This is a genomic window from Amycolatopsis melonis (genome assembly GCF_040064235.1).
In the GTDB taxonomy this organism is placed as follows: domain Bacteria; phylum Actinomycetota; class Actinomycetes; order Mycobacteriales; family Pseudonocardiaceae; genus Amycolatopsis; species Amycolatopsis melonis.
Map to the genome: position 1 here is coordinate 434,989 of NZ_JBDZYD010000004.1, position 17,251 is coordinate 452,239.

The 17,251-nt window shown below is 74.3% G+C and carries 22 protein-coding genes; 9 read left to right on the plus strand and 13 right to left on the minus strand.

Annotated features, from left to right (window positions below):
• Positions 1 to 179: 179 nt before the first annotated feature.
• From ABJI51_RS12910 to ABJI51_RS12930, 5 genes are all read left to right on the plus strand, one after another.
• On the plus strand, positions 180 to 716 hold the full coding sequence (locus ABJI51_RS12910; RefSeq protein WP_348950455.1) for a copper resistance CopC family protein: 537 nt from the start codon (positions 180 to 182) through the stop codon (positions 714 to 716).
• 40 nt (positions 717 to 756) lie between these two features.
• Positions 757 to 1,095, plus strand: a complete 339-nt coding sequence (locus ABJI51_RS12915) for a hypothetical protein (protein WP_348950457.1) — start codon at positions 757 to 759, stop codon at positions 1,093 to 1,095.
• Between the two features lie 37 nt (positions 1,096 to 1,132).
• On the plus strand, positions 1,133 to 2,431 hold the full coding sequence (locus ABJI51_RS12920; protein WP_348950459.1) for an erythromycin esterase family protein: 1,299 nt from the start codon (positions 1,133 to 1,135) through the stop codon (positions 2,429 to 2,431).
• Position 2,432: 1 nt separating this feature from the next.
• On the plus strand, positions 2,433 to 3,092 hold the full coding sequence (locus ABJI51_RS12925) for a phosphoribosyltransferase (RefSeq protein ID WP_348950461.1): 660 nt from the start codon (positions 2,433 to 2,435) through the stop codon (positions 3,090 to 3,092).
• A gap of 92 nt (positions 3,093 to 3,184) precedes the next feature.
• A complete protein-coding gene (locus ABJI51_RS12930; RefSeq protein WP_348950463.1) occupies positions 3,185 to 3,607 on the plus strand; it encodes a DUF6292 family protein in 423 nt (140 codons plus the stop codon).
• A 186-nt stretch (positions 3,608 to 3,793) separates the two neighbouring features.
• Here ABJI51_RS12930 and ABJI51_RS12935 read toward each other — a convergent pair whose 3' ends face one another.
• From ABJI51_RS12935 to ABJI51_RS12955, 5 genes are all read right to left on the minus strand, one after another.
• Complete coding sequence (locus ABJI51_RS12935) at positions 3,794 to 4,150, minus strand: VOC family protein (RefSeq protein WP_348950465.1); 357 nt, start codon at positions 4,148 to 4,150, stop codon at positions 3,794 to 3,796.
• Entirely contained in the window at positions 4,147 to 4,536 is a 390-nt protein-coding gene (locus ABJI51_RS12940; RefSeq protein WP_348950467.1) for a hypothetical protein, read from the minus strand. The genes ABJI51_RS12935 and ABJI51_RS12940 overlap by 4 nt, the downstream gene beginning before the upstream one ends.
• Complete coding sequence (locus ABJI51_RS12945) at positions 4,533 to 4,694, minus strand: hypothetical protein (RefSeq protein WP_348950469.1); 162 nt, start codon at positions 4,692 to 4,694, stop codon at positions 4,533 to 4,535. The genes ABJI51_RS12940 and ABJI51_RS12945 overlap by 4 nt, the downstream gene beginning before the upstream one ends.
• A 64-nt stretch (positions 4,695 to 4,758) precedes the next feature.
• The gene (locus tag ABJI51_RS12950) at positions 4,759 to 5,181 is read right to left on the minus strand and encodes a DUF4383 domain-containing protein (protein ID WP_348950471.1); all 423 of its coding nucleotides are present in this window, start codon (positions 5,179 to 5,181) and stop codon (positions 4,759 to 4,761) included.
• A gap of 152 nt (positions 5,182 to 5,333) precedes the next feature.
• Positions 5,334 to 6,158, minus strand: coding sequence for an SDR family oxidoreductase (locus ABJI51_RS12955; protein WP_348950473.1), 825 nt, complete (start codon positions 6,156 to 6,158; stop codon positions 5,334 to 5,336).
• 78 nt (positions 6,159 to 6,236) lie between these two features.
• Between ABJI51_RS12955 and ABJI51_RS12960 the strand changes: the two genes are divergently transcribed.
• Positions 6,237 to 7,241 (plus strand): Ppx/GppA family phosphatase, encoded by a 1,005-nt coding sequence (locus tag ABJI51_RS12960; protein ID WP_348950475.1) that lies wholly within the window; start codon positions 6,237 to 6,239, stop codon positions 7,239 to 7,241.
• A gap of 60 nt (positions 7,242 to 7,301) precedes the next feature.
• On the plus strand, positions 7,302 to 7,490 hold the full coding sequence (locus ABJI51_RS12965) for a DUF2795 domain-containing protein (protein ID WP_348950477.1): 189 nt from the start codon (positions 7,302 to 7,304) through the stop codon (positions 7,488 to 7,490).
• A gap of 36 nt (positions 7,491 to 7,526) precedes the next feature.
• Here ABJI51_RS12965 and ABJI51_RS12970 read toward each other — a convergent pair whose 3' ends face one another.
• The 3 genes from ABJI51_RS12970 to ABJI51_RS12980 are packed head-to-tail and all read right to left on the minus strand — an operon-like array spanning position 7,527 to position 10,611.
• Positions 7,527 to 8,093 (minus strand): antibiotic biosynthesis monooxygenase, encoded by a 567-nt coding sequence (locus ABJI51_RS12970; RefSeq protein WP_348950479.1) that lies wholly within the window; start codon positions 8,091 to 8,093, stop codon positions 7,527 to 7,529.
• A gap of 2 nt (positions 8,094 to 8,095) precedes the next feature.
• Entirely contained in the window at positions 8,096 to 9,136 is a 1,041-nt protein-coding gene (locus ABJI51_RS12975; protein WP_348950481.1) for a glycosyltransferase family 9 protein, read from the minus strand.
• The gene (locus tag ABJI51_RS12980; protein WP_348950483.1) at positions 9,133 to 10,611 is read right to left on the minus strand and encodes an HAD-IIIA family hydrolase; all 1,479 of its coding nucleotides are present in this window, start codon (positions 10,609 to 10,611) and stop codon (positions 9,133 to 9,135) included. Before ABJI51_RS12980 ends, ABJI51_RS12975 begins: the two co-directional genes overlap by 4 nt.
• Before the next feature lie 90 nt (positions 10,612 to 10,701).
• On the opposite strand from ABJI51_RS12980, the gene ABJI51_RS12985 reads away from it, so the two are divergent.
• Complete coding sequence (locus ABJI51_RS12985) at positions 10,702 to 12,039, plus strand: aldehyde dehydrogenase family protein (protein ID WP_348950485.1); 1,338 nt, start codon at positions 10,702 to 10,704, stop codon at positions 12,037 to 12,039.
• A 227-nt stretch (positions 12,040 to 12,266) separates the two neighbouring features.
• Positions 12,267 to 13,397 carry an FUSC family protein gene (locus ABJI51_RS12990; RefSeq protein WP_348950849.1) on the plus strand — a complete coding sequence of 377 codons (1,131 nt, stop codon included), beginning with the start codon at positions 12,267 to 12,269 and terminating at the stop codon, positions 13,395 to 13,397.
• A gap of 42 nt (positions 13,398 to 13,439) precedes the next feature.
• On the opposite strand, the gene ABJI51_RS12995 is transcribed toward ABJI51_RS12990, so the two are convergent.
• The 5 genes from ABJI51_RS12995 to ABJI51_RS13015 form a co-directional block, all read right to left on the minus strand.
• Entirely contained in the window at positions 13,440 to 13,619 is a 180-nt protein-coding gene (locus tag ABJI51_RS12995; RefSeq protein WP_348950487.1) for a hypothetical protein, read from the minus strand.
• A 94-nt stretch (positions 13,620 to 13,713) separates the two neighbouring features.
• Positions 13,714 to 14,319, minus strand: coding sequence for a flavodoxin family protein (locus tag ABJI51_RS13000; protein WP_348950489.1), 606 nt, complete (start codon positions 14,317 to 14,319; stop codon positions 13,714 to 13,716).
• Positions 14,316 to 15,626 (minus strand): UDP-glucose dehydrogenase family protein, encoded by a 1,311-nt coding sequence (locus ABJI51_RS13005; protein WP_348950491.1) that lies wholly within the window; start codon positions 15,624 to 15,626, stop codon positions 14,316 to 14,318. Before ABJI51_RS13005 ends, ABJI51_RS13000 begins: the two co-directional genes overlap by 4 nt.
• Positions 15,619 to 16,569 (minus strand): glycosyltransferase family 9 protein, encoded by a 951-nt coding sequence (locus ABJI51_RS13010; RefSeq protein WP_348950493.1) that lies wholly within the window; start codon positions 16,567 to 16,569, stop codon positions 15,619 to 15,621. Before ABJI51_RS13010 ends, ABJI51_RS13005 begins: the two co-directional genes overlap by 8 nt.
• Positions 16,560 to 17,246: an SDR family oxidoreductase gene (locus ABJI51_RS13015; protein ID WP_348950495.1), complete on the minus strand. Its 687-nt coding sequence runs from the start codon at positions 17,244 to 17,246 to the stop codon at positions 16,560 to 16,562. Before ABJI51_RS13015 ends, ABJI51_RS13010 begins: the two co-directional genes overlap by 10 nt.
• Between the last annotated feature and the right edge of the window lie 5 nt (positions 17,247 to 17,251).

Sequence of the window (17,251 nt, forward strand, 5' to 3'; positions counted from 1 at the left end):
GCTGGGCCGTCCGGGTGACTCGACCGGCTGACCACTGGAGCAGTGGTCCGTTTTGTCCGATTCTGGCGGCGCGGCGGTGAGAATTGCTTAACACAGCCGTTTCATGGAGCACGGTGATGCCATCGGCTGTCCTCGCTAGCGTTCCGGGAATACCGCCCCTGCGAGAACGCGAGGAAATCATGGCTTCCCCGTCGACTTTCCCGGTCCGGATCGGCGTCGCGCTGGCGGCCGCCGCCTGGACGCTCCTGCTGTCGGCGCCCCCGGCCGACGCGCACAGCATCCTGGTGTCCAGCTCGCCGTCCCGGGACGCCGCGCTCGCGCAGGCCCCGGCCGAGGCGGCGCTCGTGTTCAACGAACCGGTGGAGAACCAGTTCACCGAGCTGGCGGTCATCGGGCCCGACGGGACGTCGCACTGGGAGTCCGGCCCGGCGTCCGTTGTGGACGCCCGTGTCTCGGCACCCCTGCGCGCGCTCGGCCCGGCGGGGACGTACACGATCCGCTACCGCGTCACCTCCGCCGACGGCCACCCGGTGTCCGGGGCGATCCCGTTCCGGCTCACCGTCGCGGGCCCGGCGACGGCACCCCCCACCGCGGCGCTCGCGGCGGCGGCACCGGCCCCTGACGACATGCCGCTGTGGCCGTGGATCACCGGCGGCGCGGTCCTGCTCGGCACCGGCTTCGCGGTGGCCCGCCGCCTCGCCCGCGCCAACGCCTGAAGCGTGTGTGCCGCCGCGGCCGGGCGGGTAACCCCGGGCCATGACGAACCTCGACGACACGACGACCGCGAAGCTCGACGAGTTCGTGCTCGCCCGGCTCGCGGAGGACGAAGACCGGGTCCGGCGCGGTGAGCTGCCGCTGCTGGACGAGGCCGAGCGGCGCGGCAGGCTGCGGATCATGTACGCCGACGACGGCGACGGGCTGCTGCTGGCAGGCGGGCCGGTCGAGGCGATGGAGGACCGGCATCCGGTGCCGTTCGGCGAGAAGGTGGAGTTCCTCCGCCGCGAGATCCGCGACAGCCACGACGACGTGTCGGTGAAGCTGATCGCGTCCGTCTACGAAGCCCACCCGGACTGGCACGACGAGTGGCGCCCCTGAGCGTTTCGCGCCCGCGCGGAACGGGAACGCGCCAGGCATGTCCGGAACCGCGCTCGACGACGTGACGGCGATCCGTGCCGCGGCCGCGCCGCTGCGCAGCCCGCAGGATCTCGACCCGCTCGTCCGGCGGATCGGCGACGCCCGGATCGTCCTGCTCGGCGAGGCGACCCACGGCACGGCCGAGTTCTACCGGTGGCGCGCGGAACTGACCCGGCGCCTGCTCGCCGAACGCGACTTCTCGTTCGTCGCCGTCGAAGGCGACTGGCCGGAGTGTCACCGCGTGCACTGCTGTGTCGCCGGGGCGCCCGGCGCGCCGAACGATCCCCGGCAGGTGCTGTGGGGCTTCCGGCGCTGGCCGACCTGGTTGTGGGCGAACGAGGAGGTCGCCGAGTTCGCCGCCTGGCTGCGGGAGTTCAACGCCACCGGCGACGGCCCGCCCTGCGGGTTCCACGGCCTCGACGTCTACAGCCTGTGGGAATCGCTGCGCGGAGTGGTGGACTACCTGCACGAGCACGCACCCGGCCGGGCCGCGGCCGCGCTGCAGGCGTTCCGCTGCTTCGAGCCCTACGGCGAAGACCCGCGCGAGTACGGCCTGTCCGCGGAACTCGTGCCGGAGAACTGCCGCGACGAAGTGGTCGAGCTGCTGACCGCGGTGCGCTCGGCGGCGCACACCGACACCGTGCCCGGCCTCGACCCTGCGTTCGTCGCCGAGCAGAACGCCGAGGTCGTCGCGGGCGCGGAACGCTACTACCGCGAGATGGTCCGGGGCGGCGTGCGGTCCTGGAACGTCCGCGACACCCACATGAGCGACACCCTCGACCGGCTGCTGCGTGCGTACGGCCCGGAGTCGAAGGCCGTGGTGTGGGCGCACAACACGCACGTCGGGGACGCCCGCGCGACCGACATGGCCGCGTCCGGCATGGTCAACCTCGGCCAGCTCGCCCGCGAACGGCACCCGGACGACGGAGTCGTCACCGTCGGCTTCGGCACCTACCGCGGGTCGGTCGTCGCCGCCGACCACTGGGGCGGCCAGGTGCGCCGGATGCCGGTGGCGCCGGCCCGGCCCGGCAGCCTCGAAGCCCTGCTGCACGAGGCCGTCCCCGGGGAGAACAGCCTCTACGTCTTCGGGAACGACGGCGCGGACCAGTGGGCGAAGGAGCTGCTCGGGCATCGCGCGATCGGCGTCGTCCACCGTGGCGGCGGGTACGTCCCGACCGTGCCGTCGGCCCGCTACGACGCGTTCGTGCACTGCGACGAGACCACCGCGATCACGCCGCTGCACCCCTGGGAGCCGGAGGAGGACGCCGAGGCGCAGACCTATCCGAGCGGCGAGTGAGATGGCGGCGCCCGTCCGCATCTTCGCCGACCGCGAGGACGGCGGGCGGCGGCTGGCCGCGGAACTGGGGCGCCGCAGGTGGTCCGATCCGCTCGTGCTCGGCCTCGCCCGCGGCGGGGTGCCGGTGGCCGCCGTCGTGGCGCGGCAGCTCGGCGCCGAACTGGACGTCGTGGTGGCGCGCAAGATCGGGGCGCCGGGGCGGCCCGAGTACGGCGTCGGCGCGGTGACTCCCGACGGCCCGGCGATCTACGACGAAGCCATCCTGCGCGGCCTGCACCTGACGGCGGCCCGGATGGCGCGCGCGGAACACCGGGAGCGGCAGGAGGCCCGCCGCCGGATCGGCCGCTACCGCGCCGGCCGGGCCCCGGCACGCGTGACCGGACGGGACGTCCTGCTCGTCGACGACGGTCTGGCCACCGGCGTCACCGCGACGGCGGCGCTGCGGGACGTCCGGGCGCAGGATCCGCGGACGGTCGTCTTCGCCGCGCCGGTGGCCGCGCCGGGTGCGCCCGCGCGGTTGCTGTACGAAGCCGACGACGTCGTCTGCGTGGCCGAACCGCCGGGATTCCGCGCGGTGGGGCAGTGGTACGCCGATTTCCGCCAGATCGCCGACGAAGACGTGCTGGCCCTGCTCGCCGGATATGCAGGGGACAGGCCGTGACGCGCTGCTCCACTCGGGTCATGCCGGGTTGACCGACCGGGTGACGGGGTATCACCCGGCGACGGCACCGGGGGCGGATGGACGGGCGCGAAATGAACGGACGGGACGGCCTGGGCGCGGCGGCGCGCGGCCTGCGGCAGTACGTGCTGGCGGTCGCGGCCGGGCTGGCCGCGCCGGCGTGGTTCTGCGAGGTGGACGTGCCGGCGGGCGCGTACCTGGCGCTGGACCACCGGCTGACCCGCTTCCCGGACCATGACACGGCCCTGCTGTGGGACGAGCGCGACGGCTGGGCCGCGGCAGTCGAGGCCCCGGCAGGCGACGAGGTGATCGTGCTCGCGTACCTGGGCGGCGACGTGCTGCCCCCGCCGGAGACGGTGGTCGAGTTCGTGCGAGCGCTCTACGGGGAGGAGTACCCGGGCCAGCCGGAGCCACCGGACTTCCGCAGCCCAGGAGCCCCCGACGGCTTCGACGAGCGGCTGGCGGCCTACGCGGGGGACACCGTCGGCCAGCCCTGAGCCGCCGGACCCGAGCGCCCGAAGGCCACATTGGGTGCGTTGGACGCACCGAGGGCGGCCTTGGGTGCGTTGGGTGCGCCGAGGGCCACATTGGGTTCGCCCGACGCACCAAGGCCACATTGGGTGCGTTGAACGCACCGAAGGCCACATTGGGGCGCAACACCTGAGTCTCGGGAAGCGGGCAGATCAGCGAGCCGGGAGCACGCAGAACTCGTTGCCCTCCGGGTCGGCGAGCACGATCCACGGGTCGTCGGGCGGGTCGTCGAGGACCTTCGCGCCGAGCATCACCAGCCGTTCCACCTCCGCTCGCTGGTCGCCCTCCGCCGGGGCCAGGTCCAGGTGCAGGCGGTTCTTGACCGTCTTCTCCTCCGGGACCGGCTGGAACAACACTGCCGGGCCGTCGTCGAATTCCAGCTGGCGGTATGTCGTTCCCTGCGAGTCGGTCCACGTGCGCGTCTTGCCGCCGCCGAGGGCCTTCTCCCAGAACTCCGCCAGCAGGTCCGGCTGACGGCAATCCACCGTCACCGCGAGGATCCGCATCATGGCTGCACCACCCGGTTGATCGCGGCGGCGACCAGTTCCGGTTCCGACACCGTCACGGTCAGCCCGGGATGGCGGAGCCGGCCCCACGGGTCGAGGCCCCGCACCGGCTCCCGGAACCGCAGGCACACTCCGCGCCGCCAGGTCGTGCCGAACGTCAGGCCGTGGTCCGCCAGCGACAGCCGGACGCCGAGCGCGCGCCATGGGCGGTACGGGCCGGTGGCCTCCGCGCCCGCGATGTTGCTCAGCGGTGTCTCGACCAGCCATGGGCCGAATCGGACGCGCAGGCCCGTGGCGTCCAGCTCCAAGCCGCCGAGCAGGCGGCGCAGCGGCGGGACCGGGATGGCGAAGTCGGCGTGGAGCCGGTAATGGACCACGACTGCCGTCATGCGCCGTCGCCCCTCGGGGGGACGTCGTCGTCGGCCGGGCTTTCGGGGTCGCGCCACTCTTCCGCGCGGGATGGGCCGTTGCCCTGCAAGGTCCCGCGCAGCTCGGCCTTCAGCGCGTCGTCCTCGCGCGGCGAATGCTGGTCGCTTTCGCGGTGCATGGAACCTCCTTCACACGGCGTCCTGCTCCGGCTACCCGGTGATCGCCCGACGAAACGGCGAAGATCACCGCGCGCGGCGGGCCGCGACGATGCCGAGCGCCAGCCCGGCGGCCGCGGTCAGGCCGTGCAGCCAGTTGTCCGCCCAGTTGATGTTGACCGGGTCCTCGGGGTTGACGAACGCGGCGGCGAGAATCCCGTACGCGGTCATCCCGGCGAAGCCGACGAACAGCAGCCAGCAGTAGAAGATCGCACCGCTGCGCCGGGTCGCGGCGAGCAGCCCGAGCACCCCGACCACGGTGTGGACGATGTTGAGCACCGGCGTGACGCTGAAGATCCACACCGCGCGGCTCGTCTCGTGGCCGACCTCGGCCGTCTCCGGCGTGAGGAACCCGGCCACGCCCAGCGCCAGGTAGAGCAACCCCACCACGGCGACGACCGGGCGGAGCCAGGACACCTTCGGCCGGGAGCGGGTTTCGGCGGGCGTCATGGCGGCCTCCTTCCGTTGCCGGTCGGATACCCCGGGGAAGCGGGGGAAAACGGAAGAATGGAACGGGCCGGACGGCGGGCTGGGGGATCCGCCGTCCGGCCCGGGGCCGGGACCCGCGCCGGTCCCTGCAGCCACGACGCGGGCCCCTGGTCTCAGGGAGATCGCCAGTCGTGACCGGGATAGGCCGTCCCGGCCTGGGCGCCCATCAGGAGCAGGCCGCCGTCGACGACGAGCGAGGTTCCGGTGACGTACCCGGCCGCGGGGGTGGCCAGGAACGCGACCGCGGCGGCCACTTCGGCCGCGTGGCCGGGACGTCCGAGCGGGATGCCGGGCCGGTCCTGCTCGCGCGGGTCGGCGTCGGTCTGCCCGGTCATCGGCGTCGAGATCTCGCCGGGCGCCACGGAGTTCACCGTGATGCCGTGCTCGGCCAGCTCCAGCGCGAGCACCTGGGTCAGCGCGCCCGCCCCGGCCTTGGCCGCGCAGTAGGGCGCGGCACCGACCCGCGGAACGTGCTCGTGGACGCTGGTGATCGTGATGATCCGGCCGCCACGCCCGGCGTCGATCATGTGCCGGGCCGCGCGCTGGGAAACCAGGAACACGCCGTCGAGGTCGACGTCGAGGACTTCCCGCCACTTCTCGAAGCTGAGGTCCAGCACCCGCTGGCTGCTGCCCGTCCCGGAGCAGTTGACCAGGACGTCGATCCCGCCGAGATCCTCGGCGAACGCGTCGACGACGTCGGCGGCGCCCGGCAGCTCGGTCAGGTCGAGGCGCCGTACGTACGCGGCCACGCCGTGGGACCGCACCTCGGCGGCGGTTTCCTCCGCGCCGTCGGCGTCGGAGTGGTAAGTGATCCCGACGTCGAGGCCACCGCCGGCGAGGGCGACGGCGACCGCGCGCCCGATGCCGGAGTCGGCACCGGTGACGACGGCGCGCCGCGGCGTCGCGGCATCGGCGGGCAAGGGCGCGGGAAGCGGCACGGCAGCTCCTTTCGTTGCCTGGTCGGCTACCACCGCCGCCGGAGACTAAACGCGCCTCGCGCGGGGTATTCCGTCCCGATGAGACTGGCCGTGCTGGACATCGGGTCGAATTCCGCTCAGCTGCAGGTGGTGGACGTGTCCGCCGGAGCGCCGCCGCTCCCGGCGCACGCGGTGAAGGAACCGACGCTGCTGGCCGAAGAGCTGCTGCCGGACGGAACGCTGAGCGAGTCCGGAATCGAGCGGGTGACGGCCGCGGTGCGCCGGGCCGTGGACGCTGCGGTGCAGCTGGGCGTCGATCAGCTGTACCCGTTCGTCACCGCGGCGGTGCGCGACGCGGTGAACCGCGACGAGGTCATCGACCGCATCCAGGCGGGGGCCGGGATCCGCCCGCAGTTCCTCTCCGGCGAGGAGGAAGCGCGGCTGACGTACTTCGCCGCGCGCCGCTGGTACGGCTGGTCGGCCGGGCGGCTGCTGCTGATCGACATCGGCGGCGGCTCGATGGAGCTGGTGCTCGGCCGCGACGTCGAACCCGAGCTGGCGGTGTCGCTCCCGCTGGGCGCGGGCCGCCTCACCCGCGAGTTCCTCACCGCGGACCCGCCGACGGGCAAGCAGCTGAAGGCACTGCGACGGCACGTCCGCGACACGCTGCCGGAGGTGTTGGACCGGCTGCGCTGGGAAGGCCCGGCCCGCCGCGTCGTGGCGACGTCGAAGACGTTCAAGCAGCTGGCCCGCCTGACCGGCGCGGCACCCCAGCGCAAGGGCCCGTTCGTGACCCGCGAGCTGGCGGTGGCCGACCTGCGGGCGTGGATCCCGCGGCTGGCCCGCGTCCCGGCGGCGGAGCGGGCGCGGCTGCGCGGCATCTCGAAACCCCGCGCCCGCCAGGTGGTGGGCGGTGCGGTCGCGGCCGAGGTGACGCTGTCGGCGCTGGACGTCACGCACGTCGAGGTCTGCCCGTGGGCGCTGCGGGAAGGCATCCTGCTGCGCCACCTCGAACGCGTCGCCGACACACCGGCGTTGCCGCTGCAGCCGCTGACCCGCCACCCTGACGCGACGGTGCGGCAGCTGGAACCGGTGCCGTCCTGAGCGTGTGCCTGCCGCCCGGCGGGGTAACCGCGCCGTTCCCGGAACGGAAAGGAGCACCCCGTGAGCAAGCCGAACCCGATCGAACTGCAGAAGTACCTCTCGGGCGTCGACTACCCCGCGCAGCGCGACGACCTGGTGCGGGCGGCCGAGAAGAACGGCGCCGACTCCGACACCCTGAACCTCGTGCGCGGCCTGCCCGACCGGACCTACGAGGGACCGAGCGGGGTCAGCAAGGAGATCGGCGGCTGACTTCCGCGGCCCGGGCGGTGCGTGCCGCCCGGGCCGTCACAGCCACGGGCGCAGCAGGCGGGTCACCGCCGGCATCACCACGTACGTCATCGTCGTCAGCAGCACCAGCGGGAACAGCGCCGCGCGCAGCGGCAGCGGCCACGACGCGGTCAGCGGCACCACCCACGCCTGGAAGCCCAGCACCAGCGGGTAGACCGAGACCAGCGAGATGAGCCACATCTTCCACCGCGGCGGCGGTTTCATCGTCGCCGCGGCCTCCGACGGCACGTGGAACCACGTCTCCAGCCCGGTCCGGTGCTGCTGCGCGGTCTTGGTCGCCGCGAGCGTCCGTGCCTGCGCCAGCCACCGCTGCCGTTCCGGCGAATCGAGCCAGGTGTGCAGGTCGCGGCGGGTCGCGAACTGGTGGACGACGTGGAAGTCGCGGCTGTCCTCGTTGTGCACGACGGTCGCGGCGAGGTTGCCGGGAAACCGGGCCGCCTCGGCGGTGACCCCGCGGGCCCACTCCGCGAACTCGCCGATCCGGCCCGGCTTGGCGCGCCAGCTGTACACCGCGGTCACCGGCTCCTCCAGCCGGCCGCGGCGGCGGGTGTCCGAAGTGGACACGGCTACCGGGATCCCGTCCCGGACAGGGAAACCGCCTCGGGCTGGGCCAGTGCCGTCACCGCGCGGCAGACGTCCGCGGGGTCGACCGTCTCCAGGCAGGGATGCCCGGGCACCGGGCAGACGCGCGCCCGGCTGTCCCGGCACGGCGCGTGCTGGTCGCCCAGGACCACCGAGGGCACGCCGTAGGGCGCCCACCGTGCCGCCGGGACCACCGGCGCGAACAGCGACACCACCGGGGTGCCCGCCGCCGCCGCGAGGTGCGCGGGGCCGGTGTTGGGGGCCACCACGACCTGGGCTCCCGACAGCACCGCCGCCAGCTCCGCCAGTGACGTGCGGCCGCCGAGGTCGACCGCCGACGGGCCCGCCACCTCACGGGTCAGCAGGCGTTCCGACGGCGCGCCGGTCACGAAGACGCGGTGGCCGTCGGCGGTCAGTGCCTGCACCGCCCGGCGGCTCCAGGCGGCCGACGGCTGCCGGGCGGGCACCGACGCGGCCGGGTGCACCACGACGTACGGGCCGCCACCGGTCAGCCGCGTGGTGTTCGGCAGCGGGCGCCGCAGCGCCAGCGCACCGTGGTCGTCCGGCGGCAGCGAAAACCCCGCCGCCGCGGCGAGGGACAGCATGCGCTCCGGTTCCGGCGGGTCGCCGTCGACGCGGTGGCGCAGGTCCAGCAGGCTGCCCGGATAGTCCTCGGAAATCGCGCCGATCCACGGCACTCCCGCCTGCCGCAGCAGCAACGCCAGCGGCAGCGGCGACTGGTGGAACGACGTCAGGATCAGCGCCTTGTCGAACGAGCGCTCCCGGACCGACGCCACGAACGCGGCGGTGTCCTCGGCGGTCACCGGCGGCGGCTCGGGGTCGATCCAGGGAGCCAGCCAGGTCAGCTGCTCGTCCACGCCGGGCAGCAGCTCGCCGGCGGCCCGGCCGTGCGGGCCGGTCAGCAGCGTGACGTGCGAGGCGTGCGCGGCGACCGCGCGGACGCACGGCCCGGCCAGCAGGACGTCGCCGAGGTTGTCCTGGCGGGCGACGAGCACGCGGGTCATCCGGCGACCCCGGCCAGGCGCAGTGCCTCGGACAGGTCGCGGGCGACGGCGGCGTGCCGTCGCGCCTTGGCGATTTCCGGCTCCAGGGTGCGCGCGGTCGGCACCAGCACCGCGCGGGCACCGGCGGCCAGCGCCGCGTCGACGTCGGCGCCGGTGTCGCCGATGACCACACAGGACGCGGGATCGACGCCCAGCTCGCCGGCGGCCCGCAGCACCATGCCGGGGGCGGGCTTGCGGCACGCGCAGCCGTCGCCGTCGTCGTGCACGCAGACCTGCCACGTGCCGAACGGGCCGAACAGCTCCTTGACGCGGGCGTTGACCGCCGCCAGCTGTTCGGGGGTGATCAGTCCTTTCGCGACACCCGACTGGTTGCTCACCACGCCGACCGGGATGCCGCGTTTGCGCAGGTTGCGCACCAGCTCGACGGCGCCGGGCACCGGGCGGACGCCGTCCGGGTCGTTGAGGTAGGGGACGTCGACGATGAGCGTGTCGTCCCGGTCGAACAGCACCGCCACCGGGGGCCGCGGCCGCCGGACGGCGATCTCGCCGCGCAGCCGGTGGTAGCACGCGGCGGGCGGGATCAGCGCGCTCGTGACGACCATGCGGGCCACCTCGCCGGGCGTGCGCGGGCCCGGCACGATGCGGCGGGCGGCGAACTCCGCGGTCAGCCCGGCCCACACCCCGGCCGCCAGCAGGGCCTTCCCGCGCTGCCGCAGCACCGGCAGTGCCAGCGCGGCCAGACCGGCCACTGTGGACAGTGCGTGCAGCCCGAGCCTGCCCGGCCCGGCGCCGGTGCGCTGCCGCCACAGCACGCCGTGCTTGTGGCGCATCAACGCGTTGTCGGCGTTGCCGCGCTGGGCCTTCAGGCTGTAGAAGAACCCGGCCCGCCGCGCCGGGTGCGTGGTCAGCCGTTCGCCCTGGTCGATGCGGTGCCCGGCTTCGGCGACGCGCAGCGCGAGGTCGGAGTCCTCGCGGAACGCCCGCGGGAACCGCTCGTCGAAGCCGCCGGCCTCGGCGAGGGCGGCGCGCCGGTAGGCCATGTCCGCGGTGATCCACCGCGCGTGCTCCAGGCCCGCGGTGCCGCGCTCGTCGTCGGTGGGACGGCGGTCCGCGGGCAGCGGGACGGTGATCCGGCCCTGCGACGCGGCGACGTCCGGCGGCAGCCCGGCGAGATCGCCTGCCAGCTGCCGAGGCCAGTCGTGGGCGAGGACGACGTCGTCGTCGACGAAGGCGATCCACTCGCTTTTCGCGGTGCGCCAGCCGAGGTTGCGGGCCGCCGCCGGGCCGCGGCCGCCGGAGCGCAGCACGCGGACCCCATCGGGAACGTCCAGTTCGGACCCGCCGGGGCGGTCGTCGACGACGAGGATCTCCGCCGGACGCGGACCCTGGCCGCCGAGCAGGGTCTCCAGCAGTGGCCGAAGCGTCTCCCGGCCCGTCGTGGGGATCACCACGGTGTAGTCGAGCGAAGCAGTCACTGCAGTGGGCTACCCGCGGCGCGCTCGATCAAACGGCGTGTCGGGCGGGCGGCCCGCGGGTAACCGGGCGGGGACACGAAGGAGGTGCGGATGATCGAGATCCGGAATCCGGCCGACGGCAGCGTGGTCGGCAGCGTGCCGGTCGCGGGCGAAGACGAGATCGACGCGGCCGTGACGCTGGCGGGCCAGACCCGCGCGCAGTGGGCGCGAACCCCGGCGGCCGAACGCGGCGCACTGCTGCACACGGCGGCGGAACGCCTGCGGGCGCAGGCGGACGAGCTGGCGAAGGTGAACGAAGCGGAAACCGGCCGTCCGCGCGCCGAAGCGCGTGAAGGCGTCCTGGCGGGCGCGGGAACCCTGGACCAGTACGCGGAACTCGGCCCGGTCCATCGCGGCCGCAGCCTGCTCGGCGACGTCGGCGCGACGGATCTCATGGTGCCGGAGCCGCGCGGGGTCGTCGTCGCGCTGACGCCGTGGAACGACCCGGTGGCGGTGGCGTGCGGCCTGCTGGGCGCGGCGCTGGTCACCGGGAACACGGTGGTGCACAAGCCGAGCGAGCGCGCACCCCATACCGGCCAGCTGCTCGGCGAGGTGCTGAGCGGAGTCCTCCCGGGCGGCGTCCTGCAGACCCTGCACGGCGACGGCGGAGTGGGCGCGATCCTGGCCATGCGCGACGACGTGGACGTGATCGCCCACGTGGGCAGCACGGCAACGGGCCGCTCGATCGCGGCGAGCGCGGCGGCGACGGGCGCGAAGACGCTGCTGGAGAACGGCGGCAACGACCCGCTGCTGATCGACGAGGACGTCGACCCTGGCTGGGCCGCGGGCCAGGCGGCGCTGGGGGCGTTCGCGAACTCGGGGCAGATCTGCGTGGCGGTCGAACGGATCTACGTCCACGAAGCGGTGGCCCCGGCGTTCCTGGAGGCGCTGGTGAAGGAGGCGGAGTCGCGGACGCTGGCGCCCCTGGTGGACCGCCGCCACCGCGACCACGTGCACTCCCACGTGACGGACGCGTTGGAGCGTGGCGCGCGGCTGCTGACCGGCGGAGAGATCCCGGACGGCCCGGGCGCGCACTACCCGGCGACGGTGCTTGCCGAGTGCGCTCCCGACCTGCGGGTGATGACGGAGGAGACGTTCGGTCCGGTGGCGCCGGTACGGGTGGTGCCGAGTTTCGATCAAGGCTTGGCGGAAGCGTCCCGTGGTGAGTACGGCCTGGCGGCCACGGTACTGACGGGTTCGATGGCGAACGCCCAGCGTGCTTGGCGAGAGTTGCCGGCGGGCACGGTCAAGGTGAACAACGTGTTCGGCGGAGCCCCGGGCGGAGCGGCTCATCCGCGCGGGCGAAGCGGGAACGGGTATGGGTACGGGCCGGAGCTGCTGGACGAGATGACGCAGACGAAGCTCGTGCACGTGGCGCCGCCGGGATGAGCGACCGGAGCGTGAGACGGGGGCAGACGGAGACGGAGAGCGGCGGGGCTGCTGGGGATGGTGGTGCTGCGGCCGGGTCCGACCGGGCGGGGGCCGGGAATGGCGGTGCTCCGGCGGGTTCCGGCCAGCCGCAGCACCGCGATCCTCCTCAGCCCGGCACCGGCGCCTCCCGCCGCCGGGTTCACCTCACCCCTCTGGCCGAGGTCACGCGCCGCCTCGGCGGGCGGCTGCTGCGTCACGACGCCCCGGACCGGCAGGAGTGGCGTCCGGACTCGCCGTCCGATACCGGGCGGCACGACCGGACCCCGCTCGGCTGGTTCGCGCGGGCCCTCCGCGTCCCCGGGAGTGAACGGCGGAGCCTCGTCCAGGCCGCCAAGGCCACCTTCGCCGCCACTGCCGCCTGGCTGCTCGCCACCCTCGTCCTGCGGCTTCCCCAGCCCTTCCTCGCCCCCTATGCCGCCGTTTTCCTCGTCGACGCCACCGTCTACCGGTCGGTCCGCGGGTGGGCGCAGCAGGTCGCCGCGGTCACGGCCGGGGTCGTCCTCGCCGCCGTGGCTGGGCATCTCATTCCGTGGCAGGCCGTTGCGCTGGCCGTTGTCGTCTTCGTCGGGCTGCTTGCCGGGAACTGGCGGCGGTTCGGGTCCGCCGGCATCTGGGTCGGCGTCACCGGCATGCTGCTGATCTCCTACGGCACCGCCACCGAGACCGTCCTGCTCGGCGACCGGCTGCTCGAAACCGCGCTCGGCGCGACGATCGGTGCCGCGGTGAACGCGCTCGTCTTCCCGCCCCTGCACGGCGATCGGCTCGCCGACGCCACCCGGCGGCTCGCCGAGGCGCTGGCCGCCCTGCTGGAGACCGTCTCCGGCCTCGTGCGGGCCGACGACCCGCCGGACGACGTCGGCGATCTGCTCGCCCGGGCGCGGGACGCCCGCAGCCTCGTGGTGGTGGCCGAGGACGCCGTCGGCCTCACCCGGGAGGAACAGGTGCTCAACCTGCGCCGCCGCCGTCCCGGGTCGGGTGCGCGGCACGACCGTCCACTGCGGACACTCATCGCGCTGTGGGCGCCGGTGTCGCAGCTGATCGCGGCGGTGCGGACCGCGTCGGCGGCACGGGAACCGTACGGCTACCCGTGGCCCGACGCGCGGGAGGCGCTCGCCGACCTGCTGTGCGGGCTCGCCGGGGCGGTCCGGTCGGTCGCCAGGCAGGGCGAGCCGGTGGACCTCGAGGAGTGCCGTGCCCTGCTGGCCCGGCTGGAACACCGCCTGGTCACCGCCGACGACGGCGTCCCGGCCCGGCTCGGGCTCGGCACGATGACCCTGCCCGCCCGGCACCTGGTGGAGACCCTCGAAAACCGCTGAAAGCCGTGAATGGCCCATTCACGGCTTTGCGGCAGGGAACGGCTACTGGACCGCCACCGCGTCGACGTCCGAGCGGTGACGGCGGCAGGCCGTGCACACCATCGTCTGGCCGAGCAACGTGCCGTCGCCGGAAACCAGGCGGGCCACGTGCAACGTCGGCAGGCCGCACTCCTCGCACGGGATGGGCTTGCTGTCGCGGCTGATCACCACTCGGTTCGGCATGGCTCTCCCTGGGCGGCATCGAAGGTGCCGACCGATTACCCACGTGGCGTGCGCCACACTCTTCCGGTGCGCCGATGTCACTCGAACGGAGTAGTCACGACGCGGGGTACTGCCGCTCACCCAGCAGCCCGGCCAGGTGGACGGCGTTGCGGACCAGGGTCGCGTTCGTCGAGGCCACGGCCTTCGGGGTCTCGTCGAGGTCCTGGTAGTCGCGGCCCTGCATGGCCTCGCCGTTCCAGTAGGTGCCGCCCTGGGCCGGGATCGTGAAGCCGACGTCGTTGAGCGCCTGGAACAGATCCGCGATGATCTTGTGGGCACCGTCCTCGTTGCCGACCACCGCGGCCACCGCGACCTTGCCGAACATCGCCGGACGGCCCTCGTCGTCGGTTTCGGACAGCTCGGCGTCCAGCCGCTCCAGCACCCGCTGCGCGACGCTCGACATGTGCCCGACCCACGTCGGGGTGGCGATCAGCAGGATGTCCGCGGCGGCGAGCTTGCGGCGGATTTCCGGCCACGCGTCGCCTTCGCCCATGTCGGCCTCGACGCCCGGGCGGACGTCGTGGTCGACCACGCGGACCAGCTCGCCGGTGGCGCCGCGCTCGGCGAACAGGTCCAGCAGCTGGCGGGCGAGGAGGTCGCTGCTCGACTTCGCCGGGGACGGCTTGAGCGTGCAGGTCAGCGCGAGGACACGCAGGGTCATGAGTGCCTCCTGGGATGGGTGCCGACGCCGATGTGGGTGAACCCGGCCGTGGCCAGCGCGTCGGGATCGAGCAGGTTGCGGGTGTCGACCACGACCGCCCGGTCGGCCGCCGCGGCCAGCCGCGGCCAGTCGAGGTCGCGGAACTCGGGCCATTCGGTGAGCACGACCAGCGCCGCCGCGTCCTTGGCCACCAGGTACGGGTCGTCGACCACCTGAACCGCGCCCAGGCCCGGCACGCACCCGACGGCCGGGTCGTGCGCGGTCAGCTCCGCGCCCGCCCGGGCGAGCTCGCCGGCCACCGCGAGGGCGGGGGAGTCGCGCAGGTCGCCGGTGCCCGCCTTGAACGCCAGGCCCAGCAGGCCGATGCGGACGCCCGCGAGGGAGCCGTCGGTGGAGCCGGTCACCGCCTGCCGCACGGCCCGCACCACGCGGGCGCGCTGGCGGGCGTTGACGCGGACGGCGTCGCGCAGGATGCCGAAGTCGACGCCCGCCGACTCGGCCGCGTGCAGCAGCGCCGAGGTGTCCTTCGGCAGGCACGAGCCGCCCCAGCCGGGGCCGGGGGCGAGGAACTGCGGGCCGATCCGCGCGTCCAGGCCCATGGTGCGGGAGACTTCGCGGACGTCGGCGCCGAACCGTTCGCACAGTTCTGCCAGGACGTTCACATAGGACAGTTTCACCGCGAGAAACGCGTTGCTGGCGTACTTCGCCAGTTCGGCGCTGGCCGAGTCGGTCGTCACCACCGGGGCACCGGTCGGCTCGTACAGGTGCGCAATGCGTAGCGCCGCAGGCGAATCCGGCGGATCGGTGCCCACCACCACGCGGTCCGGGTGCAGGAAGTCCTCGACGGCGTGGCCTTCGCGGAGGAACTCGGGGTTGCTCACCACCGGCAGGTCGTCCCGGTGCAGCAGGGCGGGCAGCCGCGCCGCGGTCCCGACCGGCACCGTCGACTTGGTGACGACCAGGCAGCCGGGCCGCAGCAGGCGCCCGAGCTGCGGCACGACCTGTTCGAGGACGCCGAGGTCGGGACGGCCGTCCTCGCCGGGCGGCGTGGGCAGGCACAGCAGGACGACGTCGGCGCCGTACAGCTCGGCCTGCGCGGTGGTGAAGGTGAGCGTGCCGTCGCCGAGGCCCTGGCCGACCAGCTCGGCCAGGCCGGGCTCGGCAATGGACACCACACCGCGGTTCAGCTCGTCCACTTTGGACTCGTCGGCGTCCACGCAGGTCACCCGGTGTCCGAGCCGGGCGAAGCAGGCAGCACTGGTCAGGCCGACGTAGCCCGCGCCGACGATCCCGATGTGCTCAGCCATGCGCCACCCTCGCCTCCAGGGCCGACCGCGCCGCGGCGAGCACGCGTTCCTCGCCGAGCAGCAGCAGCCCGCCGTCGGGTTCCTGACCGTGCGGGTCGCCGACGTTTCCCGCCCACAGCACGACATGCTGCCGGGCGGACGGCGGCGGGCCCCACAGCCGCGGCGGCGTCGGGCCGAACAGCAGCACCGACGGCGTGCCGAACGCGGTCGCCAGGTGCCCGACCCCGGTGTCGCCGCAGACGACCAGCGCGGCCCCGGCCACGAGCGCGGCCAGTTCCGCCAGGCCGGTCCGCCCGGCCAGCACCGTGTCCTCGCCGAGCCCGGCCCGGTCCGCGATCGACAACGCCAGTTCACGTTCGCCGGGGCTCCCGGTGAGCACGACGTGGTGACCGGCCGCGGCGAGGGCGGCGACCACGCCGGCGAACCGCTCCGGCGGCCAGCGCCGGGACGGGAACGCCGCGCCCGGGTGCACCACGACCGCGTCCGGGGCCGGGCTCGGGCCGGGCGGCACCGGCAGCCGCAGCGCCGAGCGGTCCGCCTCCAGGTGGGCGTACTCGACGAGCCGGCACCACCGGTCGACCTCGTGGACGTCGTCCCGCCACGCCAGGCCGGGCACGTCCGGGAAGTCCGGGTGCCGGTGGGTCAGCAGCTCGGCGGGGTCGGTGGCCAGCAGGTCGTGGATGCTCTCCGGGCCGCTCCCGTGCAGGTTGACCGCCAGCCGCGGCGGCGGCCCCGGCCACGCCAGCTCGCCGAGACCCGGCGTGGGCAGCAGCTCGTCGACCGCGTCGATCAGCTCCACCAGGTCGCGCAGGCCCTCCGGCGCGGCCAGCACCAGCCGGTCGTCCGGGTACGCCGCGCGCAGCGCCCGCAGTGCGGGGACGGCGGTCAGCAGGTCGCCGATCCCCAGTGCCCGCAGCACGAGCACCGCGGAGCTCACGGCCACGACCCCTCCTCGGACGCGCAGACGACCAGCTCGCGGACCTCCGAGCCCGGCGGCTGCTGGAGTGCGAAGACGACGGTGTTCGCCACGTTCTCCGGCTCGTTCAGCTTCGCGTCCGGCGGCGGCTTGTACTGGTCGGTGCGGCCGTCGAAGAAGTGCGTCCACATCCCGCCGGGGATGAGCAGGGTGACGCCGACGCGCCCGGCCAGCTCGGCGGCGAGCGCGCGGGTGAAGCCGACGACGCCGAACTTCGAGGCGCAGTAGGCGGTCGCGTCGCTCACCGCCTTGATGCCCAAAGTGGACGCCACGGTGACGACGGTGCCGTGCGAGCGCTCCAGGTAGGGGAGCGCGGCCCGCACGACGGCGGCGGTGCCCAGCAGGTTCACCTTGACGACCCGCTCCCAGTCCTCTGTGGACACCGAGCCGAGCGGGCCGCAGGCGTCGGTGCCCGCGGCGGTGAAGACGCCGTCGAGGCCGCCCGCGCGCTCGGCGAGGTCGCGGACCGCCTGCTCGGTGGCCGCGGTGTCGGTCAGGTCGGCTTCGACGTACTCGGCCGGGTCGTCGGGACGGACGCGATCGAGGACGTACGGGGTGCCGCCCGCCTTGCGGACGGCGTCGACGGTGGCGGCGCCGAGCCCGGAGGCGCCGCCGGTGATCAGGACGTTGCCGAGGGGTCGCATCGCGC